Origin of the sequence: Pseudozobellia thermophila, from assembly GCF_900141855.1 — a bacterium.
GTDB lineage: Bacteria > Bacteroidota > Bacteroidia > Flavobacteriales > Flavobacteriaceae > Pseudozobellia > Pseudozobellia thermophila.
Genome location: NZ_FQYU01000002.1, coordinates 881,829 through 905,080, shown reverse-complemented (window position 1 = coordinate 905,080; position 23,252 = coordinate 881,829). Strand labels below are relative to the sequence as shown.

Annotated in this window: 14 protein-coding genes; 11 read left to right on the top strand and 3 right to left on the bottom strand. The window is 46.2% G+C overall.

The genetic code is table 11. The annotated features are described in order from the left end of the window. Positions 1-16: 16 nt before the first annotated feature. Together BUB37_RS09020 and BUB37_RS09015 are read right to left on the bottom strand one after the other, a co-directional pair. Positions 17-826 carry a universal stress protein gene (locus tag BUB37_RS09020; protein ID WP_072992028.1) on the bottom strand — a complete coding sequence of 270 codons (810 nt, stop codon included), beginning with the start codon at positions 824-826 and terminating at the stop codon, positions 17-19. A gap of 57 nt (positions 827-883) precedes the next feature. After that, positions 884-1,339 carry a hypothetical protein gene (locus BUB37_RS09015; RefSeq protein WP_072992024.1) on the bottom strand — a complete coding sequence of 152 codons (456 nt, stop codon included), beginning with the start codon at positions 1,337-1,339 and terminating at the stop codon, positions 884-886. A gap of 550 nt (positions 1,340-1,889) precedes the next feature. Between BUB37_RS09015 and BUB37_RS09010 the strand changes: the two genes are divergently transcribed. The 6 genes from BUB37_RS09010 (at position 1,890) to BUB37_RS08985 (ending at position 12,943) form a co-directional block, all read left to right on the top strand. Next, positions 1,890-3,164, top strand: coding sequence for a ribonucleotide-diphosphate reductase subunit beta (locus BUB37_RS09010; protein WP_072992020.1), 1,275 nt, complete (start codon positions 1,890-1,892; stop codon positions 3,162-3,164). After that, on the top strand, positions 3,165-4,961 hold the full coding sequence (locus tag BUB37_RS09005; protein ID WP_094766625.1) for a ribonucleoside-diphosphate reductase subunit alpha: 1,797 nt from the start codon (positions 3,165-3,167) through the stop codon (positions 4,959-4,961). A gap of 289 nt (positions 4,962-5,250) precedes the next feature. Further along, the gene (locus BUB37_RS09000) at positions 5,251-7,497 is read left to right on the top strand and encodes a S9 family peptidase (RefSeq protein ID WP_244526776.1); all 2,247 of its coding nucleotides are present in this window, start codon (positions 5,251-5,253) and stop codon (positions 7,495-7,497) included. Positions 7,498-7,560: 63 nt separating this feature from the next. Further along, positions 7,561-8,958 carry an aminopeptidase P family protein gene (locus BUB37_RS08995; RefSeq protein ID WP_072992016.1) on the top strand — a complete coding sequence of 466 codons (1,398 nt, stop codon included), beginning with the start codon at positions 7,561-7,563 and terminating at the stop codon, positions 8,956-8,958. Positions 8,959-9,121: 163 nt separating this feature from the next. Then, complete coding sequence (locus BUB37_RS08990) at positions 9,122-10,981, top strand: 3-keto-alpha-glucoside-1,2-lyase-like domain-containing protein (protein ID WP_072992013.1); 1,860 nt, start codon at positions 9,122-9,124, stop codon at positions 10,979-10,981. A 9-nt stretch (positions 10,982-10,990) separates the two neighbouring features. Further along, entirely contained in the window at positions 10,991-12,943 is a 1,953-nt protein-coding gene (locus BUB37_RS08985; RefSeq protein ID WP_072992010.1) for an auracyanin family protein, read from the top strand. A gap of 275 nt (positions 12,944-13,218) precedes the next feature. Here BUB37_RS08985 and BUB37_RS08980 read toward each other — a convergent pair whose 3' ends face one another. Further along, positions 13,219-14,022 carry a DUF547 domain-containing protein gene (locus BUB37_RS08980; protein WP_072992007.1) on the bottom strand — a complete coding sequence of 268 codons (804 nt, stop codon included), beginning with the start codon at positions 14,020-14,022 and terminating at the stop codon, positions 13,219-13,221. 562 nt (positions 14,023-14,584) lie between these two features. Here BUB37_RS08980 and BUB37_RS08975 point away from each other — a divergent pair. The 5 genes from BUB37_RS08975 to BUB37_RS08955 all read left to right on the top strand — a co-directional run bounded on the left by BUB37_RS08975 (position 14,585) and on the right by BUB37_RS08955 (position 23,189). Next, entirely contained in the window at positions 14,585-15,331 is a 747-nt protein-coding gene (locus BUB37_RS08975) for an NAD(P)H-hydrate epimerase (RefSeq protein ID WP_072992005.1), read from the top strand. A gap of 270 nt (positions 15,332-15,601) precedes the next feature. Next, a complete protein-coding gene (locus tag BUB37_RS08970) occupies positions 15,602-17,215 on the top strand; it encodes a glutamate synthase-related protein (protein WP_072992002.1) in 1,614 nt (537 codons plus the stop codon). A gap of 12 nt (positions 17,216-17,227) precedes the next feature. Beyond that, the gene (locus BUB37_RS08965) at positions 17,228-17,983 is read left to right on the top strand and encodes a hypothetical protein (RefSeq protein WP_139278093.1); all 756 of its coding nucleotides are present in this window, start codon (positions 17,228-17,230) and stop codon (positions 17,981-17,983) included. A 31-nt stretch (positions 17,984-18,014) separates the two neighbouring features. After that, a complete protein-coding gene (locus BUB37_RS08960; protein WP_072991996.1) occupies positions 18,015-18,641 on the top strand; it encodes a Pycsar system effector family protein in 627 nt (208 codons plus the stop codon). 384 nt (positions 18,642-19,025) lie between these two features. Next, a complete protein-coding gene (locus BUB37_RS08955; protein ID WP_072991991.1) occupies positions 19,026-23,189 on the top strand; it encodes a hybrid sensor histidine kinase/response regulator transcription factor in 4,164 nt (1,387 codons plus the stop codon). Positions 23,190-23,252: the final 63 nt, after the last annotated feature.

Here is a 23,252-nt window from a genome sequence, read left to right as displayed (position 1 = left end):
TTTCCGAGTATAGGCGTTATTTGACCTGGGGCAATACGATCAAGGGCTTCTCGGTCTTAAAAGCGACGCTTTTGATGATGTTCGGTCTCACTAATTTTTGAAAGAAACCATGGTCCGTCATCAAAAGGGCCATCATGCCCATACTCTTGTTCGTCTTTTCGATTTCAATCAGGGTATTGGCCACCGAATCACGTTGTTTGATCTCAAAAAACAAATGCTTGCTTCCCTTTAAAACATTTCTTAGGATGGCCTTGTTCGTTTCTTGCTCCTCGCTCAGGGATTCTTCGGTCTTTATGTGAACGACGTTCAGGGTAGCGTTCCATAGTTTGGCGATGTCGATCAGGGGTAGGAGCTCAATAGGGGAAAAGGCATGTTTGAAATCGGTGGCAAAAACTAGTTTTTTCAGATCGGTGTATTCGTAGGCCACGGGTACCATCACAATGGAACAATTGTCTATATACTTAATCAGGTCGAGGGTATTACTGCCCACAAAGATTTCACGAAGGGCCGATAAGCCTTTGGTTCCCATAAAAATATAATCGGCACCCGTATCTTTTACGGTACGGCTCGTTAAACCAAGAACGGTATCGGATTCCATAATTCCCTCAAAACGGTGCTCGCTTGCCGTATTCTGTGCTTGCAGCCTTTTTACCAGTTGGTTGAGGTCTTCTTGCATGTCTCCCTTCGTCTTTTCCGAAGAAGGTACGCTGTGGTAGGCATGTAGGATGTAAAACCTACATACTTCGTTTTTGAAAAGATGAAGGGCATAGTCGATGGCCTTTTGTGCATTCTCCGAAAAATCGGTGGGGATTATAATTTTTTTCATTATTGTAGTAGGTTTTTAAACTTGGGTTATCTTAAATCCGGTATGGGTGGCCCCTTCCTATGAGGTCAAATGAAGTCGGCGCACCGTTTCCTCGGCATCGATCGTGTATTCCGTGACCTTAAAGACCCCTCTTCGGTTCTTCCTAAAGTCCTTTACAAAGGTTTGTATCTCATCTTCCAAGTGTTCGTGCTCCGTTCTAAAGGCATGGGAGTCGTAGGTGAAGGGATTGTCGATCAATTCGGCCAAATGATGCAGGTGCTTCTTCGTTTTTTCGAGCAAGGCCGCAGCTCGCTTGTCCATTTCAAGTAGGCTCTGTTCAATTTCCTGGACCCTATCTATGTTCTCCTTTTTGGAGATATACAGAAAGAACCTGTCGATCAAACCGCGTAAAAATTTTAGGTCATCGCTATAAAATTCCAGATCCGATTGCCAATGTTCGGTAAGGGAATAAAGGTCTTGCCAATCGGCTTCATGAATGTACCCGTCTTTGGGCCTGTTTCTAAACGTGCTCATGTCATTGTGAATTTGTGGGGATAAAGGTAGTCGGGCGACCAAATAAATACTATGACCTAAATCATATTAAAATACATTAAGACTTGTACCGCTTTTATCGACTTGTGATAGCCGGTTTTACCGTTCCTTACTCCCCCAAAAAGGCGGGTATCATCAGATTTAGGTTCGAGTACGGGCCGAAAGCCGGGCATGGGCTTCGGGCCGTTGATGCCAATGTAAAGAAAGTGGCTTGTTTCGCCTATGGTTGATAAAATGTTAAAATATTTCAGGTCGATCTGTCGTCGGATTAAAAAAGAATTTTCTTGAGGAAGGGGTAAGGCGGCGTTCTTTCTTTTGTGTAATCTATGTCTTTATGTGGTTGTGTATAATTTATTGATTACAAGCATTTTGCAGGTGTTTCTTTTTGATATGTGCTTGGATTTTTTTTTGAAGTTATCCAGAATTGTTGATAAAAGCGTTGAAAAACTTTGGGCGATGACCGAAGATTGAAAGCTATTGTGTCGGACCTTTACAGCTCTCTTAGTAAGAACGTCATTAACTTTTTTTTAACATGGAAATTACGGAAGTCATCAAAAGGGACTTTACCACAAAACCCTTTCATTTACATAAAATCACCAATGCAATTCTTAAGGCCATGACCGCGGTGGAACACGGGGGACTACCGGAAGCGGAATCGATTTCCAAAAACGTGTATGCGGCCCTTTTGGAAAGAAAGAAGGAGGATGACGCCTATAAACCTACCGTGGAGGAAGTGCAGGATTTTGTGGAGAACAAGTTGATGGAAGGTGGTTTTTTCGACGTCGCAAAGGCCTATATACTGTATCGTAACGAACAGGCACAAAAAAGAAAGCCGAACATCTTTGAAAAGCGTGTCAACCTGAAACCGTACGAATACCCGGCCCTATACGAATATGTCCCTGCCATAAGACATTCTTACTGGATCCATACGGAATTCAACTTTACCAGTGATATCCAGGACTTTAGGACGCGATTGACCGATACCGAGCGCAGTGCCATCAAAAATACGATGTTGGCCATATCGCAAATAGAGGTGGCCGTAAAAAGCTTTTGGGGAGATATCTACCACAAGATGCCCAAACCCGAAATAGGTTCGGTGGGGGCTACTTTTGCCGAGAGCGAGGTAAGGCACCACGATGCGTACTCCCACCTCTTGGAGATCTTGGGGCTGAACGAGGAGTTCAAGACCTTGAAGAAGAAGCCCGTGATCATGAAAAGGGTGCACTACTTGGAAACGGCCCTTAAAAATGCCAAGAGCGAGGACAACCAGGAATATTCGGAATCCATTTTGTTGTTCTCTTTGTTCATAGAGCACGTATCGCTGTTTTCCCAGTTCTTGATCATCATGGCCTTCAACAAGTACAAGAACATGTTGAAGGGCATTTCGAATGTGGTCGAGGCCACATCAAAGGAAGAGCAGATCCACGGCGATTTTGGCATCGACATCATCAATATCATTAAGGAGGAAAATCCGGATTGGTTCGATGCGGAATACCACAACATGATCCAGGATATGTGCAAAGAGGCCTTTTCTTCCGAGAGCGACATCATCGATTGGATATTCGAGGCAGGCGAGCTCGACTTCTTGCCCAAGGTATTGGTGAAAGAGTTTATCAAAAAACGGTTCAACGATTCGTTGAACAGCATAGGTATCGATAAGGTATTCGAGGTCGATGACGAACTATTGGCCCAGACCGAATGGTTCGATGACGAGATCATCGGGACAAAACATGGCGATTTCTTCGTAAAACGCTCTATCAATTATAGTAAACGAACACAAAGTATAACCAGCGACGACTTATTTTAAATGAACGATTCGAAATTAAATCTAGAAAACAACCTGCAGAAAGAAACCGTATTGAAGGGTACGGAACAACTGGTACAGGCCAGAAAAGAGACCCTTAAAAACTTGGCCAACGAAAAGGAGCAGGGCTTCAAATGGTTGAACGACCACAGCCGTAACTTCTTGGCTTCGGGCTACCTGACCGAAGGGGTTACCCCAGAGGAACGTATTCGCGAAATTGCCGATAGGGCGGAGCAGATTTTAAAGATCCCCGGATTTTCGGACAAGTTTTACGGTTATATGAGTGAGGGGTTTTATTCGCTGGCTTCACCGGTATGGTCCAATTTCGGAAAGGAAAGAGGACTGCCCATTAGCTGTTTTGGGTCGCACATAGACGATGATATGGGGAATATTCTCTTTACCCAGTCGGAAGTCGGTATGATGTCCAAGCTAGGTGGGGGTACCTCGGGGTATTTCGGCAAGATAAGACACCGGGGCGCAGAGGTAAAGAATAACGGACAGGCATCAGGGGCCGTTCACATCATGCAGCTTTTTGAGTCGATGGTAGATGTCGTAAGCCAAGGGTCTGTACGTCGTGGGCGTTTTTCTCCCTACTTGCCCGTAGAGCATCAGGATATTGAGGAATTCTTGGAAATCGGTACCGAAGGTAACCCGATACAAGAGCTTACCCACGGGGTAACCGTAACCAATGAATGGATGCAGGAAATGGTGGACGGCGATGTCAAAAAACGCTCTATCTGGGCCAAGATATTGCAGCGTAGGGGAGAAATGGGCTATCCGTATATCTTCTTTAAGGACAACGCGAACAACGGTGCCGCCGATGTGTATAGGGATAAGGACCTTCCCATATATGCCAGTAACCTTTGTACGGAAATCATGTTGCCGTCCAACGACAACTGGTCCTTCGTATGTGTGTTGTCTTCCGTCAACCTATTGCACTACGATAAATGGAAGGACACGGATGCCGTAGAGACCATGGTTTTCTTTCTCGATGCCGTAATTACGGAGTTCTGTGAGAAATTGGAGGCCTACCGCGATTCCGACAGCCGTGAAGACCGTCAGACCTTCCTGTTCATGGAGCGCGCCTATAACTTTGCGAAAGACAATCGTGCCTTAGGCTTGGGCGTCTTGGGATGGCACTCCTTGCTACAGTCGAAAATGTTGCCTTTTGACAGCCAGGAAGCCTATAACCTGAACAGTGAAATTTTCAGGGTAATCAAGGAAAAATCGTACAGTGCTTCCGAAGATTTGGCGAAGCGTTTCGGGGAGCCGGAAGTTTTAAAGGGATACGGAAGACGCAATGCTACCTTGAACGCCATTGCACCGACCACATCATCGGCATTTATCTTAGGGCAGGTATCACAGGGTATCGAACCCATTTGGTCCAATACCTACGTCAAGGATATCGCCAAGGTAAAAACGACGATCAGAAACCCTTATTTGGAAGAGCTTTTAGAGAAAAAAGGAAAGAACACCACTGAAGTATGGAGAAGTATCCGCGATTTTGACGGTTCGGTACAGCACTTGGACTTCTTGACGGACGAGGAAAAGGATGTATTCAAGACCTACTCCGAAATCGACCAGATGGATATTATCTATCAGGCGGCCAACCGACAAAACCATATTGACCAAGGTCAGTCCGTTAATATTATCATACATCCGGACATGCCGGTCAAAGAGATCAATAAGATCCACGTCACCGCATGGAAGTTGGGATTAAAGTCGCTTTACTACCAACACAGTATGAATGCGGCACAAAAATTCAAGCAAAAGAAAGATTGTGCCAGCTGCGAAGCTTAATCGCACATAGAGAAATAGTTAAAAGTCCGGCCCTTTTGGCCGGACTTTTTTGTTGGGGCAGGGAAATGGGCATCGTCAATGCGGTTTCATAAAAAAATATGGACATTTGAAGAGGAAAATATACCGTCGACGGCCGGGGAAGGATCAAATAATTAATATAGTATTGGTTTTGGCTAATATGTATATTGATGCTTCGCGCAAATCGCTTTATTATTGTAAAAACTTGACACTTGCCGATTCTTCTATGGGTGGGTGGTTTGTAAATGTTTAAAATATAGCTGATTAAAAAATGATGGGCACTAAAAAAATGATATGGTTGGGTCTTTTTTTGACCTTGTGCAGTGTAGGTACCGGGCTTTCCCAAACTTCCGAAAAATTGACCTTGGCGGATATTTACAAAAACGGAAAATTTCAACAGAAAGGTTTTGGTCCCGTCCGTTGGATGAAGGACAACAAGGGGTATTCCACCCTCGAAAGGAATACGGCGATTGGTGGAAACGACATCGTCAAATACGATGCCAAAACAGGCAAAAGGTCGCTCTTGGTGTCTGCCGCTGACTTGGTTCCGCCCCAAAAGGATAAACCGCTTGTTGTAAAAGATTATACCTGGTCCGACGATAACAGCAAGCTCTTGATCTTTACCAATACCAGAAAAGTGTGGCGCTATCATACCCGGGGCGATTATTGGGTGCTCGACCTCAAGACGAAAAAACTGGGGCAATTGGGTAAAACTTTGCCGGAGGCCTCGCTTATGTTCGCCAAATTTTCGCCCGATGGCTCGCGGGTAGGTTTTGTAAGCCATTTGAATATCTATGTCGAGGATGTCGAAAGCCATGAGATGAAGCAATTGACCTACGATGGGGGAGGGAATATCATCAACGGTACCTTCGATTGGGTCTATGAAGAGGAGCTCAGTTGCAGGGACGGCTTCCGATGGAGTCCCGATGGCGAGCATATTGCCTATTGGCAGTCCGATACCGAAGGCGTGGGTACCTTTTATATGATCAACAATATCGACTCCATCTATTCCAGGCCCATACCTATGCCATACCCTAAAGTTGGTACCACGCTCTCCGCCGTAAAAGTGGGCGTTATACCTTCAAACGGGGGCAAGACCAAGTGGTTCGATATTCCTGGCGACCCGCGAAACAACTACTTGGCGCGAATGGATTTCATTCCCAATTCCAACGAATTGATGATCCAACAATTGAACCGACCCCAAAACACTAATAAGGTCTATATCGCCAATATAGAAAACCTGAAACTGACCAATATCTTGACCGAAAAGGACGAGGCGTTTTTAGATATCCACGAAGATATCCGCTGGTTGGAAGGCGAAAAATATTTTACCTGGTCGAGCGAGCGCGACGGTTGGCTGCACTTGTACAAGGTTTCCAGGGATGGCAAGGAGATCGAGCCGATTACCAAAGGTGAGTTCGATGTGGTGAAAATCAACTGCATCGATACCCGGGGCGGCTATGTCTATTATATCGCATCCCCCGACAACTATACCCAGCGCTACCTGTACCGGAGCCGTATCGATGGCAAGGGGGAAGCCGAGCGCATTACCCCGGTTTCCGATTCCGGCCAAAGCGACTACCTCATATCGGGCAACGCAAAGTGGGCCGTACAAACATTTCAAAACTCGCTTACCCCGCCACGGTATTCATTGGTGAGCTTGCCCCGTCACAAACAGGTCAGGATACTCGAGGACAACAAGGAGCTCAAACAGAAATACGATGCCCTGGGCTTAAGGCCCAAGGAATTTGTAAAGGTCGATATCGGCGATGATGTGCTCGATGCCTATATGATAAAACCTGTCGATTTCGACCCTTCCAAAAAGTACCCCTTACTGTTCTACGTCTATGGCGAACCGGCCGGGGCCACGGTACAGGACAACTGGAACGGAGGCAGCCTGTGGGACCAGTACATGGCCCAGCAGGGCTATGTGGTCATGAGCGTCGATAACCGCGGTACCAAAACGCCCAGGGGCAGGGAGTGGCGAAAATCGATCTACGGACAAATAGGGATTCTGGCTTCCGAAGACCAAAGCAAGGCGGCCAAGAAAATTTTGGCCGATTACCCATTTTTAGACCCGGAGCGGGTCGGAATCTGGGGCTGGAGCGGCGGTGGCCAGATGACCCTGAATTGCATGTTTCGGTACCCCGAAATCTATAAGTCCGGACTGGCATTGGCCTTCGTCTCCGACCAAAGGTTGTACGATGCCACCTATCAAGAACGCTATATGGGGCTATTGCCCGACAATGGGCAAGGGTATTACAACGGATCGCCCATTAACTTCGCCCAGAATTTAGAAGGCAATCTTATGATTATTCACGGTACCGCAGATGATAATGTGCACTATCAAAGCTTTGAAATGCTGGTAGACCGTTTGATAGAAAAAGATAAGATCTTTGATATGATGACCTATCCGATGCGGTCGCATTCCATTCGTGAGCGGAAAAATACCTCGTACCATTTGAGAAGGACGATGGAAAATTTCTGGCTTGAAAAACTGCCTGCGGGTGGAAAATAGGTCCAAGAGGCGCACGGGCGAAGGTCTTTCAGGCCATGGTCGATAACAATTAAATAAAAACGAATGTTTGCTAAAGAAGTATATGTCAATCGAAGGAAGAAGTTAAAGGAGGCCGTAGGAAGCGGAGTAATCCTTTTCTTGGGGAACGACGAGGTGGGTAGCAATTTTGAAGACAACGTTTACCCCTTTCGTCAAGACAGCACCTTTGCCTATTTTTTTGGAATTTCGATGCCCGGCCTTAGTGCCGTGATCGATATTGATGGGAATACGGAGAAGCTGTACGGTCCGGCCCTATCGATCGACCACGTTATTTTTTCGGGGAGCCACCAAAGCCTTGAAGACAAGGCGGCCTCGGTGGGCGTTAGGCACGTAGCGGATAGCGCAAACCTGCAAGGCGACCTAAAGGAAGCTTTGCAACGAAAAAACAAGATCCACTATTTACCTCCCTATCGATCGGAGCATCGTTTAAAGCTGGCCAGGCTTCTTGAAATTCCCTTGGAAGAAATTGAAGGGAAGGTCTCCATAGATCTTATCAAGGCCATTGTTGCTCTGCGTTCCATTAAATCCGCCGATGAGCTGGCCGAGATAGAAGGGGCGATAGCCACGACCGTCGAGATGCAGAAAAAGGCCATGGAAATGGCCCGGCCGGGTATTACGGAGCGCGATCTATATGCCGAGGTCGAGCGCATTGCCCTGACCCATGGGGCGGGGACTTCCTTTCCGACCATCATGACGGTAAACGGCCAAATTTTGCACAACCATTATCGGGGCAACGAACTCAAATCGGGCGATATGGTGCTTTGCGATTGTGGCGCCGAGGCCCATTCGGGATATGCGGGCGATTTGACCCGAACTTTTCCGGTCGACAAAAAATTTACGACAAGGCAAAAACAGGTGTACGATATCGTTTATGCGGCCTATAAAACGGCAAAGGAAATGCTAAGGCCCGGTATTGAATTTTACAAGGTCCATTGGGCCGCTTGCGTAAAGATCGTTGAGGGCTTGAAGGAACTGGGCCTGATGAAGGGCGACCCGGACGAGGCCGTTTCGGCAGGGGCACATACCTTGTTTTTTCAATGTGGCCTAGGGCATATGTTGGGTATGGACGTACACGATATGGAAAATCTGGGCGAGGCCTATGTGGGCTATACCGACGAGTTGAGGCAGAGCACCGAGTTTGGATTTAAGTCCCTGCGCCTGGGCCGTATTTTACAAGAAGGAATGGTACTTACCGTTGAGCCGGGAATATATCTTATACCCGAGCTCATCGATTTGAGAAAGGGTCAAAAGGCCTACCTCGATTTCGTGGATTACGAGAGCTTGGAAGCGTATAGGCACTTCGGGGGCATACGTATAGAGGATGTTTTTTATATAACTTCCGACGGCGCCCAACTATTGGGGCCGGGGTTGCCCACTACTTCCGGTGAAATAGAGGCGTTCAGGCAGTCCGCGGGTTCGTAGTTCGGCCCGACGGGAAGGTTTGCCTTCCTTTGGGGCCAGTTGCATGTTTTGGACTTTTCCCATGGAATGGATTTTGTAACATACGTCCTTCATTTTATAAAATAAACAAATTTAACTGGCCTTATTCGGCCTTATATAATATTTTTAATGGCAAACCAAGCTTATGAAAAATAGCATACCCATTATTGCCCTGGTTTTCCTGTTTCTTTCGTGTAAGGATGTAAAGGAAACCGAGAGTGCCGAAATTTCCCCCGAGCCGGACGTACTGCCCTTTACCGAAGTATCGCTTCACGATTTAAGTGCGTTTCGAGCTACTTCGTCCAACTGGAAGGTCGTACGGGGGGTGTTTGTGGATAGGTCGAAGGATAAGGCCATCGAGTCAACGGAGGGAAGCGGCGTTTTGTTGAATATCCCTACGGAAACGGAAAAGGGCCACTTGCTTACGGATTTCGAGCATGGCGATATCGAGTTGGAGGTCGACGTAATGATGCCGAAGGGTTCCAATTCAGGATTGTACTTCCAAGGCAGGTATGAGGTCCAGCTTTTCGATAGCTGGGAGACGTCCGAACCCACCTACGGCGATATGGGGGGGATCTACCAGCGCGATAACGGCGAAGAGGGATATCCTCCCAAATTGAACGCGGCCAAGGCTCCCGGACTGTGGCAGCGCCTGAAAATTGTCTTCCACGCCCCCCGGTTCGACGCATCCGGCAAAAAAACAAAAAACGCCCAATTTAGGGAAGTGTGGTTGAACGGGGAGCTTATCCATAAAGACCAAGAAGTCTCCGCACCTACCCGGTCAAGTATGGCAAACGATGAAGTGGCAAAGGCCCCGCTGATGATCCAGGGCGACCACGGCCCCGTTGCCTTAAAGAACCTGAAATATAAGCTTTACGGTCCCGATAAAATCGCTTTAAGCAAGATATCGGTCGGGGAGTATGATTATAGGGGGGTGAAAATTCCCGATTTGGATACCCTGCAACCGATACGAAAATTTGAAACCGACAGCATTTCGTCGGCGCTTATAACGGAGAACAGGGTTTCTCGGCTTTTAGACTTTAACGGTATCCTAGAGGTACCGGTCAGCGGTACCTATTTGTTCGATACGCGGATCAACAGTGGGGGGAGCCTGCTGATCATAGGCAATGACACGATTATCGACCAAGATGGGAAGTATGAACTCGACGAACCGAAGACCGGCATGGTGGAACTTGAAAAGGGCGAGCTTCCTTTTCGCTTCGTTTATAACAAGCACAACCAATGGCGACAGGGCTTTACCTTAAGTTATGAGGGACCCAATATGGAACGTCGGCCTTTGAGTTCCCCCGGATCCTTGTTGGAAAAGAAGGAATCCGAGGCCAACAAGATATTGGTCGAGGTAGGGGATAAAGTGGTAATGCAACGCGGATTTTTGATGCATAACGGTAGCAAGAGGACCCATTGTATTTCCGTAGGGTCGCCCGATAAGGTCCACTTTGCTTACGATTTGGCCGCCGGATCTGTGTTGGCCGGTTGGAGCGGAGACTTTTTCGATGCCACGGAAATGTGGTTGGGTAGGGGCATAGAGCAACTCGGCAAACCGTTGGGGTTTACGGTCTGGTTTTCGGGAGGGCCCCAGTTTGCCCATCTGGAATCGAAAGAGTCGCCCTGGCCCGTTCACGATTACGGGGCCTCTCCACAAGATTATGACGGCTATGAGATCGATGGGGAAGGCTTCCCCGTTTTTTTAAGGAATGTTTCGGGAGTGCATATCAAGGACAAGTTGCTGCCCTTGGACCAAGAACGTGGTCTAAAAAGAAAAATAGAAATAGAGGGCAATAAGGAAATCTGGCATAAGCTGGCCGTTGGAGATTCCGTCGTAAAGCTTCCCGATGGTTCGTATCGCATTGATGGAGCCAATTATTTTATGGCTATTGCAACGGAGGGAACGCCTCCCGAAATCCGATCCAACGGGTATAAGGAGGAATTGCTGGTAAGGCTGCCTTCCGGCGCACAGGGCTTGGAATATAATATCATTTGGTAAACGAAGCATATGAAAATCGGATATAGGTTTATTTTAATCGTAACATGTTTCGGTTTTGTGCAGGCAGCAGTGGCACAGACCGAAATGGCAAGGAAAGAGGCGGCATATTATGGCATTGAAGACGTGCCCATTCCCGAGGATATTGTATTGGAGGTAGGGGGCATGACGCTTACCGACAAAGACCAGCTTGCGGTCTGCACCCGTAGGGGCGAACTTTGGGTAATAGACAAACCGTATGGCAAGGATCCCCAATACTCGCTTTTTGCCCATGGCATGCACGAGCCGCTCGGCCTTAACTATAGGGGCAACAGCTTTTATCTGGCCCAACGGGGCGAGCTGACCAAGATTACCGACAAGGACAATGACGGCACCGCCGATAGCTATAAGACAATCTATGCCTGGCCTTTGTCCGGCAATTACCACGATTATTCCTATGGCCCCAAATTTACGGAGAACGGTGACATGCTCGTTACCTTGAACCTCTCGTGGATCGGACACGGGGCTAGTTTGGTCAAGTGGCGGGGCTGGATGCTCAAGATTACGCCCGAGGGGGAAATGACCCCGATAGCTACGGGACTGCGCTCGCCCTCCGGCTTTGTGATCAATGATGCGGGCGATGTATTTTACTCCGAAAATCAAGGCGATTGGGTAGGGTCGGGACGCATTACCCATCTGGAAAAAGGCGATTTTGCCGGTAACCCCGAAGGCCTGGTATGGTCGGGCGAACCGAATTCGCCCTTAGACCTGAAAATGGAGGATATCGAGGAACAATCCGGCCTCACCATGTACGAGTATGCCAAGAAGGTTCCTGAATTAAAAGTGCCCGCCATTTGGTTGCCCCATACCATTTTGGGCATCTCGACTTCCGATATGGTATTTGATAACACCCAGGGCAAATTCGGGCCCTTTGAAGGTCAGATGTTCGTAGGTGATCAAGGCCATAGTAAGATCATGAGGGTTTTTATGGAAAAGGTAAACGGCGTATACCAAGGTGCCGTTTTTCCTTTTGTGGAAGGCTTCTCTTCGGGTATCTTGCGCATGCTTTGGGGCAGTGACAACAGTATGTTTGTGGGGATGACCAGTAGGGGATGGGCCTCGACCGGCAAAAAAATGTTCGGCCTGCAAAGACTGGTCTGGAAGGGGAAGACGCCCTTTGAAATGAAGACCATAAAGGCCCAGGACGACGGTTTTTTGATAACCTTTACCAAGCCGATCGACAAAAAGGCGGGCGAGGACGTCTCACAATATAAGGTGACCACGTTCAATTACCTGTATCACAATACTTACGGGAGTCCGATTGTCGACCAGAGAAAGGCGGAAGTGGTAGCTGCCGAAGTCGCCGACGATGGTCTTTCGGTCCGTTTAAGGATAAATGGGATGCGGCTTGGGTTTATCCATCAGGTAAAAATACCTTTACTGGGTTCGCAAAGCGGTGAAAAGTTGCTTCACCCTACGGGCTATTATACCCTTAACGAAGTCCCGGGTGGTACCTTGAAATCAAAACCCTTGGATAACGGTTCCGATGCAAAAGGGGTCCACCAACCCAAAAGAAGGAATGAAATGCCCCTAACATGGACGAAGGGCCCGGATCGGAAATTGGTTATCGGCACGGAGCCCGGACTCCGCTATGATGTAAAGGAACTTCGTGTAAAAGGCGGGGCGAAGTTGGAAATAACCTTTACGAACAACGACGACATGTTGCACAATCTGGTCATCACGCAAAAGGGAGTGGAATCAGTGGACAAAGTGGCCCAATTGGCCTTGAATCTGGGCCTTGATGGTGCCGATGTGAACTATGTACCCGATTCGAAGCTGGTCTTGGGCCATACCGGAATCGTTCAACCAGGGTCCCAAGAAACCATTTATTTTGAGGTGCCGAATTCGGCCGGGGAATACTGGATCGTCTGTACCTTCCCGGGGCATGCAAGCACTATGCGGATAAAGTTGATCGTAGGGCCTTGATCCCAAGGGAAATCAGCTATCGATGGGTTGCTCTGTCTTTAAGGGGCTTGCCCGTAACCCAACCGGATAAATAAACCCAATCCCCATGGGCCATCAAATATGGGGATTTGTCGTTTATGGCCATGACAAGACAGTTCAGGGACTTTATTGGTCATGTGGGTTCCGTAAATAATAGGTAGGGCTTAAGGCAACCTGAACAAGGGCCTTAAAGGCTTTATCGGGGCGTTCAGGAAAAAGGAACATCACTTAAAAAAACGGACAAGGCGAAGCGAAAATCACTTGTTTTCGTTCAAGCTCCAATCGTATTCCTTGTATTTGATCTTTGCCTTGGGCGCAATTTCTATTTCCGTATATGGGTTGATGTACGACACGAGTTTTCCGTTCGCAAAATCACCTTTGTACCATTTAAAGATCCGGGATAGCTCTAAGTTATCGCGGGTAATGGTATTGTTTTCGGAATTGATAAAACCCCGGGTCACTTCTTCCAACTGTTTTTCCAATTTCTCGGGGACAAAGGCCTCGTTCAGCAATTTTGGACAGGAGGCCGAAGCACAGTTAATGGCAAAATGGATGCGGGGTTCGTTCATTTTTCTGAGGATACTGTGCTCCAAAGCACCGAGCGATAGTTCTTTGTCGCCGATTTTTACAAAATCCGTGGTCCATGGGCCGTCAATATCCTTAATGCTTCGCAAGGGATAATGCCTTAAGATCAAGGCTACGGTCTGCGCGTTGTATAGGTTGATATAATAGGCCAATTGTTCTTGAACCGACCAGTTGTTCGATGGTACCTGCTTCGACAAGGCGGTCAGGTAATCGTTTAATTGCTCTTTATCCTTTAAAAAACCCTTATAATCCACCTGTCCATTGTCATCGACATATTTTTTTAGCAATGCGGTCCACTGCGAATGATCGACAACCAAATTTGTATTTTGATGGCGCAATTCCAAACTGGTCCGTACGGTTTTGGCAGGAAGCCCCATACCTTTTAAGCCGGCCATAGCCATGAGTCCGTAACGATCGTTTACATAAACCACCCCGGCCAATAAGAGGGTTCCGTATATAATCAGTATTTTCTTCATCGATATATGGATTCTAGATTTCACTTTTTTCTGGGTTTCTTTAAAGAAAGAGACGTATTTATAACGGTTCCTAACAAAACCAGCTGCTTTTTTTTATTTTTTAATGAATGTTTTTATAAAAAGGCCTTGTAAATGAATGGTAAAATTTTTGTGGACCGTTATTGGCTGTAGTACCCATATCCATATAAAAATACCATAATAGTCCAATAAAAGGATCGAGAAGTATCGATAGGGGGTATATACTTCAATAATAGCTTCGTTATTTTTCCAATGGTGAAAACCGAAATTTTCAACGCCCTTTTTATCGGTACCTGTGTTCCGTGGGGCTTGAAAAAACACCTAATAGGGTTCGTTGAACAGGTTTTTGTTAAGGAAACCCAAGCTTGTGCGACCTAAATATCCGAGGAAACGGTCAACAATGGTTTTTGCCTTGGGAGGTACGGGTACGTTTTTCTATGTTTTTTTCAAATGTGGAGGCGAAAGGGGAGTGGTAAATTGAAAAAACGCTCCCTTTAATTATCCTATAAAATTAAAAACGACGGAACAGCGCTAAACTTTTGCAATGGGTACATATATAAAAAATAGCCACACCGATTTTCCAAAGATCGACACCCTTCAAATGATCGAAGTAGATCGCCTGATGGTGGATGAGTATCATATTGGGTTGATCCAAATGATGGAAAATGCGGGACGATGTTTGGCCATTCTTACGAAGGAACGATTTTTTAACGGCGACGTAGAAGGAAAGAATATTGTGGTATTGGCAGGAACCGGCGGCAATGGCGGGGGTGCATTGGTGGCGGCAAGGCGTTTACACAATTGGGGCGCCAACGTAAAGGTGTTTGTTACCGCTGAAGCTAAAAAGTTTACGCCCATCCCCTTACATCAATATAAAATTTTACGGAGGATGGGGGGTTCCATTCAATTGGCAAGTGAAATCAATGGCCAAAAGTCGCCCGATGCCATCATCGACGGAATCATAGGCTATAGTTTAAAGGGCAAGCCGCGTGGTAATGCAGCTGCGATGATTCATTGGGCAAACGGACAAAAGGTGCCGATTATAGCACTGGACACTCCATCGGGATTGGATCTGACCAGTGGAAGGCGTTTCGGGGCCACTATAGATGCCGCAGCTACCTTGACCTTGGCCATGCCCAAAAAGGGACTGTTCGTTGAGGGGGTGAAAGCTGTGGTAGGTGAACTGTATCTCGGCGATATCGGGGTGCCGATTGAACTTTATCGTGAAAAAAGCCTTGGATTGGATCCGACCAATGGTTTTAGATATTCCGATATCGTACGCTTGTATTAAAACGATATTTAAACTGAACCTCAATCGATACGTACAAAGGCGGAGAACCCTTCCTGTCTTACAAAAAGGCTTGCTGGTACTTGCTTTTATAAGTGGTGTCCCGGTCTATGGGCAAGTGCTCCCATCACCGAAACGGGAATGTAGGCATCGGTAAGGGCGGTATAGAAAGTTTGGGGGAGAGGCCGCCCTGACTTTTGAAATGAGTAGGAAAATTATTATAAAAAATAAAAGGGGTATCTTATAGAATCCATACGAATCAAATAAGTTTATATGAAAAAACCAATCGCAATCGCCGATATAGCATCGATCGAAAATAAAAAACCCAAGCACGCCCTGGTCAATGGTCTTGATTTGGTCGTTGTTAAATTTGATGATAATTTCTCCGTACTGTATGGCAGGTGTTTGCACCGGGGGGCTTTAATGGCCGATGGCCATATAGACGGCCATAATCTTATTTGCGGGGTGCACGGATGGGACTATAGGTACGATACGGGCGTTTCGGAATATAACAACGATGAGGTACTTCACAAATTTGCCACTAAAGTTAACGATGGCCAGTTATTTGTCGATGCCATTGAGATTGATGCCTATTTGGAAAAACATGCGCAGCCCTTCGATCGCGATGCCTATTTGGGCGCTTATGCAGATACCCACCCCGAGGAAACCGAACCGTATACGGGGTATATCAAGGAATTGGCCAAAAACGGATTAAGGAACCTCGGTCACCATGGGGCCTCGGCATCAATGGGGGTCGATAGAAATACACTGCCCAAATGGAGCGATATACAGTTTTTGCCGGCCCAACTTGCCAGCAGGCCCTTGCTCGATGATATGGATGTTGCCACTAAGGTGGTTATCGGGCCCAAGGCAAAAAAACCGCTGATCTTGGATATTCCATTGTTTGTTAGCGATATGAGTTTTGGTGCCTTGTCCCGGGAAGCTAAAATTGCCTTGTCAAAAGGGGCCGAACTGGCCGGAACGGGAATTTGTTCCGGTGAAGGCGGTATGCTGCCCCAGGAACAGGAAAACAACAGCCGTTATTTTTATGAACTTGCTTCGGCACAGTTCGGTTTTTCCTGGGATAAACTGGACAAGGTCCAAGCCTTTCATTTCAAAGGGGGACAGGGAGCAAAAACAGGAACGGGAGGCCATTTGCCGGGAACCAAGGTAAGCGGGGAGATTGCAGAGGTAAGGGGCTTAAAGCAGGGGGAAACGGCCATATCGCCGGCAACCTTTCCCGAATTTCACGGGGTGGACGATTTTAAAGCCTTTGCCGCGAAAGTAAGGGAACGTACGGGTGGAATCCCCATAGGTTTTAAGATAGCGGCCAGCCACATCGAAAAAGACATGCAATTCGCTCTCGATGTCGGGGTAGATTATATTATTTTGGATGGTCGTGGAGGAGGTACGGGATCGGCCCCAACTATTTTAAGGGACAACATTAATGTACCCACCATTCCCGCCTTGGCCCGTGCCAGAAAATATTTGGATAAGGTAGGTGCGAAGGATGTGACCCTGGTTATTACGGGAGGACTGCGAATTGCAGAGGATTTTAGCAAGGCCTTGATGATGGGGGCCGATGCCATAGCGGTTTCGAATTCGGCCCTACAGGCCATTGGCTGTTTGGGAATGCGTGCCTGTGGAAGCAATAATTGCCCGGTCGGGATAGCCACACAAAAAGAGTCTTTGCGGAGTCGGCTGATCATTGATGCTTCCGCAAAACAACTGCATAATTTCTTTGATGCCACCAACAAGCTGATCAAGGTAATCGCAAGGGCCTGTGGTCACGACGATATATCGAAGTTCAATTTTAACGACCTGTCAACCTTCGATTACGATATACATAGACTCACGGGAATCAACTATGCCGGTATTAACCCATAACAGCAAACGAATATGACAAAAATGATACACTTGGCGGCCCAATATTTGGCTACCGCCGGAATTAGTTTCTTGGATAAAAAGGATGATGACAGCCATACCAATTTGGGATTCGATGCCCAAAAGGGATTTTTGGAAACTTGGCCCCTCAATGAAGAGGGAAACAAAATAGTACTCGACTATTTGCAATTTTCGTTGCATTGGGTATCTAATGATGCCGTACGGACAACCTTGCTACTCGACGGAAAGACCCACGGCGAAATTGTAAATTGGTTAACGGAGCTCACAAAGGGCCTCTCGCCCGATAGGGTGTATAAGTACGACCTTCATTACGACCTTCCCTATGATCGAATTACCGATGATTTTGTCTTTTCGAAACCCTCACAAGAGCAGTTGGGCAAGATGCTGGGCTATCGAAGAATTGCTTTGCACGCTATGCAAAATGTCGTGTATGCCATGAATTTAAGTACCCCAATTCGCGTTTGGCCCCACCATTTTGACATAGGAGGCTATGAAACCATTAACTCGGGAAAAAATATAGGGGTTGGTTTTGGTATGGCCATTCCCGATACAATGATCGACGATTTCTACCTCTATGCTTCGGGCTATAGGGGGCATGAAGGTATCGACACCTCCAAGTTTTCCGCACTAAGCAATGGGGAATGGAGGAACGATGGTTTTAAGGGAGCTGTGCTGCCTATGGAGAAAGTCGACGAAGCAAGGGCCACTGCCTTCTTTAACGAAAGCATCGCAGAGTATAGAAGCCTCTAATTACAGTTGAACACCCAATCGACCCCATCCAATGAGTGATAAAAAAAAGAAAAAATGTATTGATGAATACCTGTCGGGCGAATTGAATATCGATAAGGACAAGCTAAGGTACTTAAAGAAAAAGTTGGCCAAAGTAGAACCGCGTTCCGAGCGTGGTGCCGAGACGCTTTTTCGATTGGTATCGAAAAACCACTATACCTTGAACGTAATGATCGACCGAAAATCGAATATTCTAATTTCCATCAATGCCATTATTTTGTCCATAATTATCGGTACGGTGTTAAGCCAATTGGACAAAGACCCGCATCTGATCTTTCCTGCGGTGATGCTGCTGCTCACCAATTTAATTTCAATCTATTTTGCAGTGTTGGCCACGCGTCCCGAGGTCAAACACGGTACGGCCAAAACTTCCAATTTATTGTATTTTGGTAATTTCCGCGATATGGGGGAAGAGGAATACTCCGACCAATTGACCGACTTAATTTACAAGGGCGACGACCTTTACAGGTCAATAGCCAAGGATACTTATTACCTCGGAAAATCCATTGATAGAAAACACGGACTTTTGAGAAAATCCTTTGATGTTTTCCTCTTAGGTGTGATCATGTCGGTGTTGGCCTTTATCGCCTGCCATGTGTTTTTTGGTGGAATGTTATAGCATACTTTCCGGTTTCCATAAAATACAGGGAGCCCAAAAGTATATGGTAAATAAAGGGGAAAACTTGTACCGCATCTTGGTGTTATGGCCATCCTTTGTCTTTCAGGCCGCTTTATCGCTTTCATTTTGTCGCGTTTTGTCGAAATCGATAGGTCAAGGTATTCCGTTCCCCTGATTCTTGAACAGTGGGGCTTGGAGCCTGCCATACCGCCTAATTTCTTCCGTAATCCGTATGATTCCCGTTTATGCCCATCTTCTGCAAACCTTTGTGGGAAATGGGCATACCTCTCTTTGTTCAATCATTGGTATGATGGGCGGTCTTGAATTTGAAACATTTTAGCTTGGTGATAAATTTTAAAGACGGTTATTTAATAATTTTATTCCATGCGGTACAATAAATATATTACGATTGTTGTCCTGGTGGCGTATACTTTGCTTCTTAACTCCGATTTGTACGGTAAAAGTTATTCAGGTTATACCGTCCATGAACAATTTCAGACATCGACAAAAAGAGCCCCTTCCCAACCGGAATATATTCTTGAACAGATGGACAATGCATCCGGTATTTCACATAGTTCGGTGAATACCGTTTTTCAAGACTCCGACAACCTGCTTTGGTTGGGAACTTGGGACGGGTTGAATAGGTATGACGGGCGTACCTTCAAGATCTTTAGGCCCGAGCTCAACAATCCATCCTCTTTGAGCAATCAGGTCATATTAAAGGTAACCGAGGATGAGCAAGGCAATATATGGGTACTGACCATGCATGGCATAAACCGCTATGATAAACATTTGGGCAAATTTGACCGTTTCTATTTTTCAAAAAAAGACAAGGTTGCGCTGACCGATACCGAGTTCAATATGGCTTTGTCGCCGAACAAGAGGCTTTTTGCCTATGCCAGGGAATGGGGGATAGGTGTGTACGATGGGAGTACTTTTCAAAAAATTTGGGAAGATTCCTTATTGGGTATGCCTATTGTTCAGATGAGGTTTTTGGATAAGAATACCCTTCTTGTTTTGGATACCTCGGGCCAACTTTCAAGGCTTCAGCTACAGGAAGAGACGGGAATAATCAGGGCCATGGGGTATTCCCGACTTGTTGGGGGAGTTGACGATTTTGAAATCTTGGGGAACGGGGCGGTGCTTGTTGTCGATGTTGAGGGAAGGCCATCTATTTTATCAATCGACCATAAGGGATCGCAAAAATTGGACATAGATAGACCCTGTTCTATAATTGGTCGCGTACAAAGGGGAGTGGTCGTATCCACTGGGGTCGATCATTATTTGGTGGGGCGCGACAATAAGCCCTTTGTGCCCAAATGGCTCGAGAGGTTGAAAGGAAATAAACTAACGTCCCTGTTTCACGGTTCCGAGGACATTTATTGGGCGGCAACCGATGGCAAAGGGGTTTTTATGGTTCATCCGAACAACAAACATTTTAAAGGGGTGTCAAGTAGTCAAGTTCCCGATTTTGAGGGCACCATTGTTCGTGCCTTCCTTCAAATGCCCGATAGCTCCCTTTGGGTAGGAACCAAGGGAAAGGGCCTGTTCCGCTTCCCGTCTAATTTTTTTGACAAAGAGGACAACGGGCGACGATATAGGAACTTTAACCAAAGTAACAGTGCAATTGACAATGCGGTTTACTCTCTTTTGCTTACCAAGGACAGTCTATTGCTCATAGGAAGCGATGGGCCCGGAATTTCATTGTACGACCTAAAAAAAGAAAGGTTGATGGGGTGGGGTGAAGTACAGGGAGTTCCACGACAACCTCGATTCAAATCGGTGTACGCACTATATCAAGACAAGGATGGCCTTATATGGGCAGGTACCAGCGGATATGGACTTGTTCGGATAAAATTGAAACGGACCGATAATGGAATTGCATTGGATAGTTTTGGCCAATATGTAGGTAACCTGGGAAGGCAGGGTGAAATTAGCAGCAATATAATTTATGCCATTATACCACGCGATGATCGATCGTTATGGGTAGGAACACGGTTGGGCGGCCTGAACCTTTTCGATAAGCAAAAGGGCTCTTTTGAAGTGTACAGACATGAGGAAGGCAATAAGAACAGTCTTTCGAACAACGATATTTTGTGCATGCACAAAGCAAGCAACGGCGATTTGTGGATAGGTACAAGCTTTGGCCTCAATGTGTATAGGGAAGAAGGCAATTTTGTCCGCTACACGGTAAATGAGGGGCTGCCCAGTAACACCATTCATGGGATTACCTCCGATACTTCGGGAAACCTATGGGTAAGTACGAACTACGGATTGTCAAAATTGGATGTAGAAGAGCAACGCTTTTATAACTATACCAAAGAGGAAGGGCTGCAAGACAATGAGTTTGGGGACGGGGCGGCGTATACGGGTCTCAACTACATTTTTATGGGCGGCAGAAAAGGATTCAACTACTTTATTCCGAATGAAATAAGGTTTTCGGATAAGGTACCCAACCTTTTTATTGACAGGATCATTGGCCAAGATGGAAGTGAGCCTTATTATCAAAACCTGGTCATTAGTCCACATCAGGCTTCCGCTCCCGTTATTGAATTGAAGCATAACCAAAATTTTCTCAATGTTGAGTTTTCGGCCCTGACCTTTATCAACAACAAGAAATGTAGTTATGCCTATCAATTGAAACAATTTGATCCGGAGTGGAACCAAATAGGGGCGCGTACCAACCTATCGTTTACCAATATACCGGCAGGGAGTTACTCACTGTGGCTTAAGTGGACCAATGGAGATGGGGTGTGGAGTGAACCGGTGGAGGCGGCACAATTCAAAATAGCCCCGATATTTTGGAGATCGGGCCTTGCATTGATGCTTTATGCACTGCTTTTTACCCTTTTTGTTCTTTTTGTCTATGGGTATTACCAGAAAAAACAATCCTTACAGCGTAGTATCTTAATCAGGAAACAGGAGGAAAAGGCCCATGAGAACAAACTTGATTTTTTTACCAATGTGGCCCATGAGCTTCAAACGCCTTTGACATTAATGGTAGCTCCTGTTCAAAGGCTTGGGGAATCGGGCTTCTTTGATGCCAAAACAAGAAAGTATTTTGAGATGGTAAAGAAAAACACTTCCAGGCTGCTTTTTCTAACCCATCAAATCTTGGAATTTCGCAAGGCGGAAGACGGTCATTTAAACGTAGAAAAGGAATATTTTGACCTGGTCAGTTTGGTCGAACAGATCGCAGAACTATTTGATGAACTGGCCCTTAAAAAGAACATCGACTACAAGGTGGAGCTTCCCGAAAATCTAATGGGGTGGTTTGATAAGGACTTAGTGGAAAAAATCATTTTCAACCTGCTTTCCAATGCATTTAAATATACTCCTGTAAAAGGGTTTATAGCCTTGGATGTAAAAATCGTAGGGCTTAAGGGAGAGAAAAGCCTTGAACTGAACATTACTAATTCGGGAGAAGGAATTCCCAAAGAGAAATTAAATCGGATTTTTGAAAAGTTCTATCTCTTGGACCGCGACAAGGAGGTAGGGGCCAACATGTTTAGAACCGGGATAGGCCTTGCCTATACCAAAAAAATGGTAGAGCTGTTGGAGGGTAACATTTCCGTAGCGAGCAGTCCGCATAAAGCCACCACTTTTCGGGTAAATTTTCCTTGTGGTCATGGGGGTGCGAACCATACGGATATGGTTGCCAAATCGTTCACGCTCTCTCCACCGCTCAAAAATATGGCGGGCCAGGCCAAGGAAGAAAACGAGGTCGGGCTTGTAAACCATAAACTGGATGCGTTGGACCAACATACAGTTTCGGGGCATAAGTATATTCTTTTGGTCGAGGACGATCCCGAGGTACAAGAGCTTTTGGTCGAATTGCTGGGCGATAGGTATTATTTGCGTATGGCCACCAATGGCGACGATGCCCTCGAAAAAATCAAGATCAGGGAGCCGGATTTGATTATAAGCGATGTTATGATGCCGGTAATGGATGGAGTGGAACTCTGTAAACGGATCAAGGAAAACCTCGATACGTGCCATATTCCATTTATCATGCTTACCGCAAAGGATTCTATCGAGCATAAGTTGGAAGGTATCGAGAGCGGTGCCAACGATTACATTTCAAAGCCTTTTTACCCAGATTACCTCTTGTTGAGGATCCAAAAGCTGTTGGAAGAAAGGGAGTACATCCAAAAGCATTTTTCCCAAGAGTCGCCATTTGAAGATTTGATAGGGGAGGACACAGCCGATAAAGACCGTGTTTTTATAGAACAGCTCATCGATTTGGTAAACAATAACTTGGACAGTGATAGGCTACAGAGCAGTTTTTTGGAACAGGAACTGGGCCTAAGCGCTTCCCAACTCTATAGAAAGACCAAAGAATTGTTGGGTTTTTCCCCGGGTGACCTTATTAGAACCATGCGTTTACGCCATGCTTCGCAATTGCTTAAAAAGACCAATTTAACGGTCTCCGAAGTATGCTTCCGTTCAGGATTTAACAATCGGTCTTATTTTTATAGGGAGTTCAAGAAACTATACTATAAGACACCAAAAGATTATCAATTAGACCATAAAAAGAACACTTCCTAAAGATACCTGTTGTTCGGATAGGCCGATGAATAAAACGCAAACAGCTTCCTTAAACCTTGTGTT

Bases quoted from the DNA above. Each gene is read 5' to 3' on its own strand.
- BUB37_RS09000 (WP_244526776.1), top strand. From the start codon at position 5,251: ATGATGGGCACTAAAAAAATGATATGGTTGGGTCTTTTTTTGACCTTG.
- BUB37_RS08975 (WP_072992005.1), top strand. From the start codon at position 14,585: ATGGGTACATATATAAAAAATAGCCACACCGATTTTCCAAAGATCGAC.
- BUB37_RS09010 (WP_072992020.1), top strand. From the start codon at position 1,890: ATGGAAATTACGGAAGTCATCAAAAGGGACTTTACCACAAAACCCTTT.
- BUB37_RS08980 (WP_072992007.1), bottom strand. From the start codon at position 14,022: ATGAAGAAAATACTGATTATATACGGAACCCTCTTATTGGCCGGGGTG.
- BUB37_RS09020 (WP_072992028.1), bottom strand. From the start codon at position 826: ATGAAAAAAATTATAATCCCCACCGATTTTTCGGAGAATGCACAAAAG.
- BUB37_RS08985 (WP_072992010.1), top strand. From the start codon at position 10,991: ATGAAAATCGGATATAGGTTTATTTTAATCGTAACATGTTTCGGTTTT.
- BUB37_RS08965 (WP_139278093.1), top strand. From the start codon at position 17,228: ATGACAAAAATGATACACTTGGCGGCCCAATATTTGGCTACCGCCGGA.
- BUB37_RS08995 (WP_072992016.1), top strand. From the start codon at position 7,561: ATGTTTGCTAAAGAAGTATATGTCAATCGAAGGAAGAAGTTAAAGGAG.
- BUB37_RS09015 (WP_072992024.1), bottom strand. From the start codon at position 1,339: ATGAGCACGTTTAGAAACAGGCCCAAAGACGGGTACATTCATGAAGCC.
- BUB37_RS09005 (WP_094766625.1), top strand. From the start codon at position 3,165: ATGAACGATTCGAAATTAAATCTAGAAAACAACCTGCAGAAAGAAACC.
- BUB37_RS08955 (WP_072991991.1), top strand. From the start codon at position 19,026: ATGCGGTACAATAAATATATTACGATTGTTGTCCTGGTGGCGTATACT.
- BUB37_RS08960 (WP_072991996.1), top strand. From the start codon at position 18,015: ATGAGTGATAAAAAAAAGAAAAAATGTATTGATGAATACCTGTCGGGC.
- BUB37_RS08970 (WP_072992002.1), top strand. From the start codon at position 15,602: ATGAAAAAACCAATCGCAATCGCCGATATAGCATCGATCGAAAATAAA.
- BUB37_RS08990 (WP_072992013.1), top strand. From the start codon at position 9,122: ATGAAAAATAGCATACCCATTATTGCCCTGGTTTTCCTGTTTCTTTCG.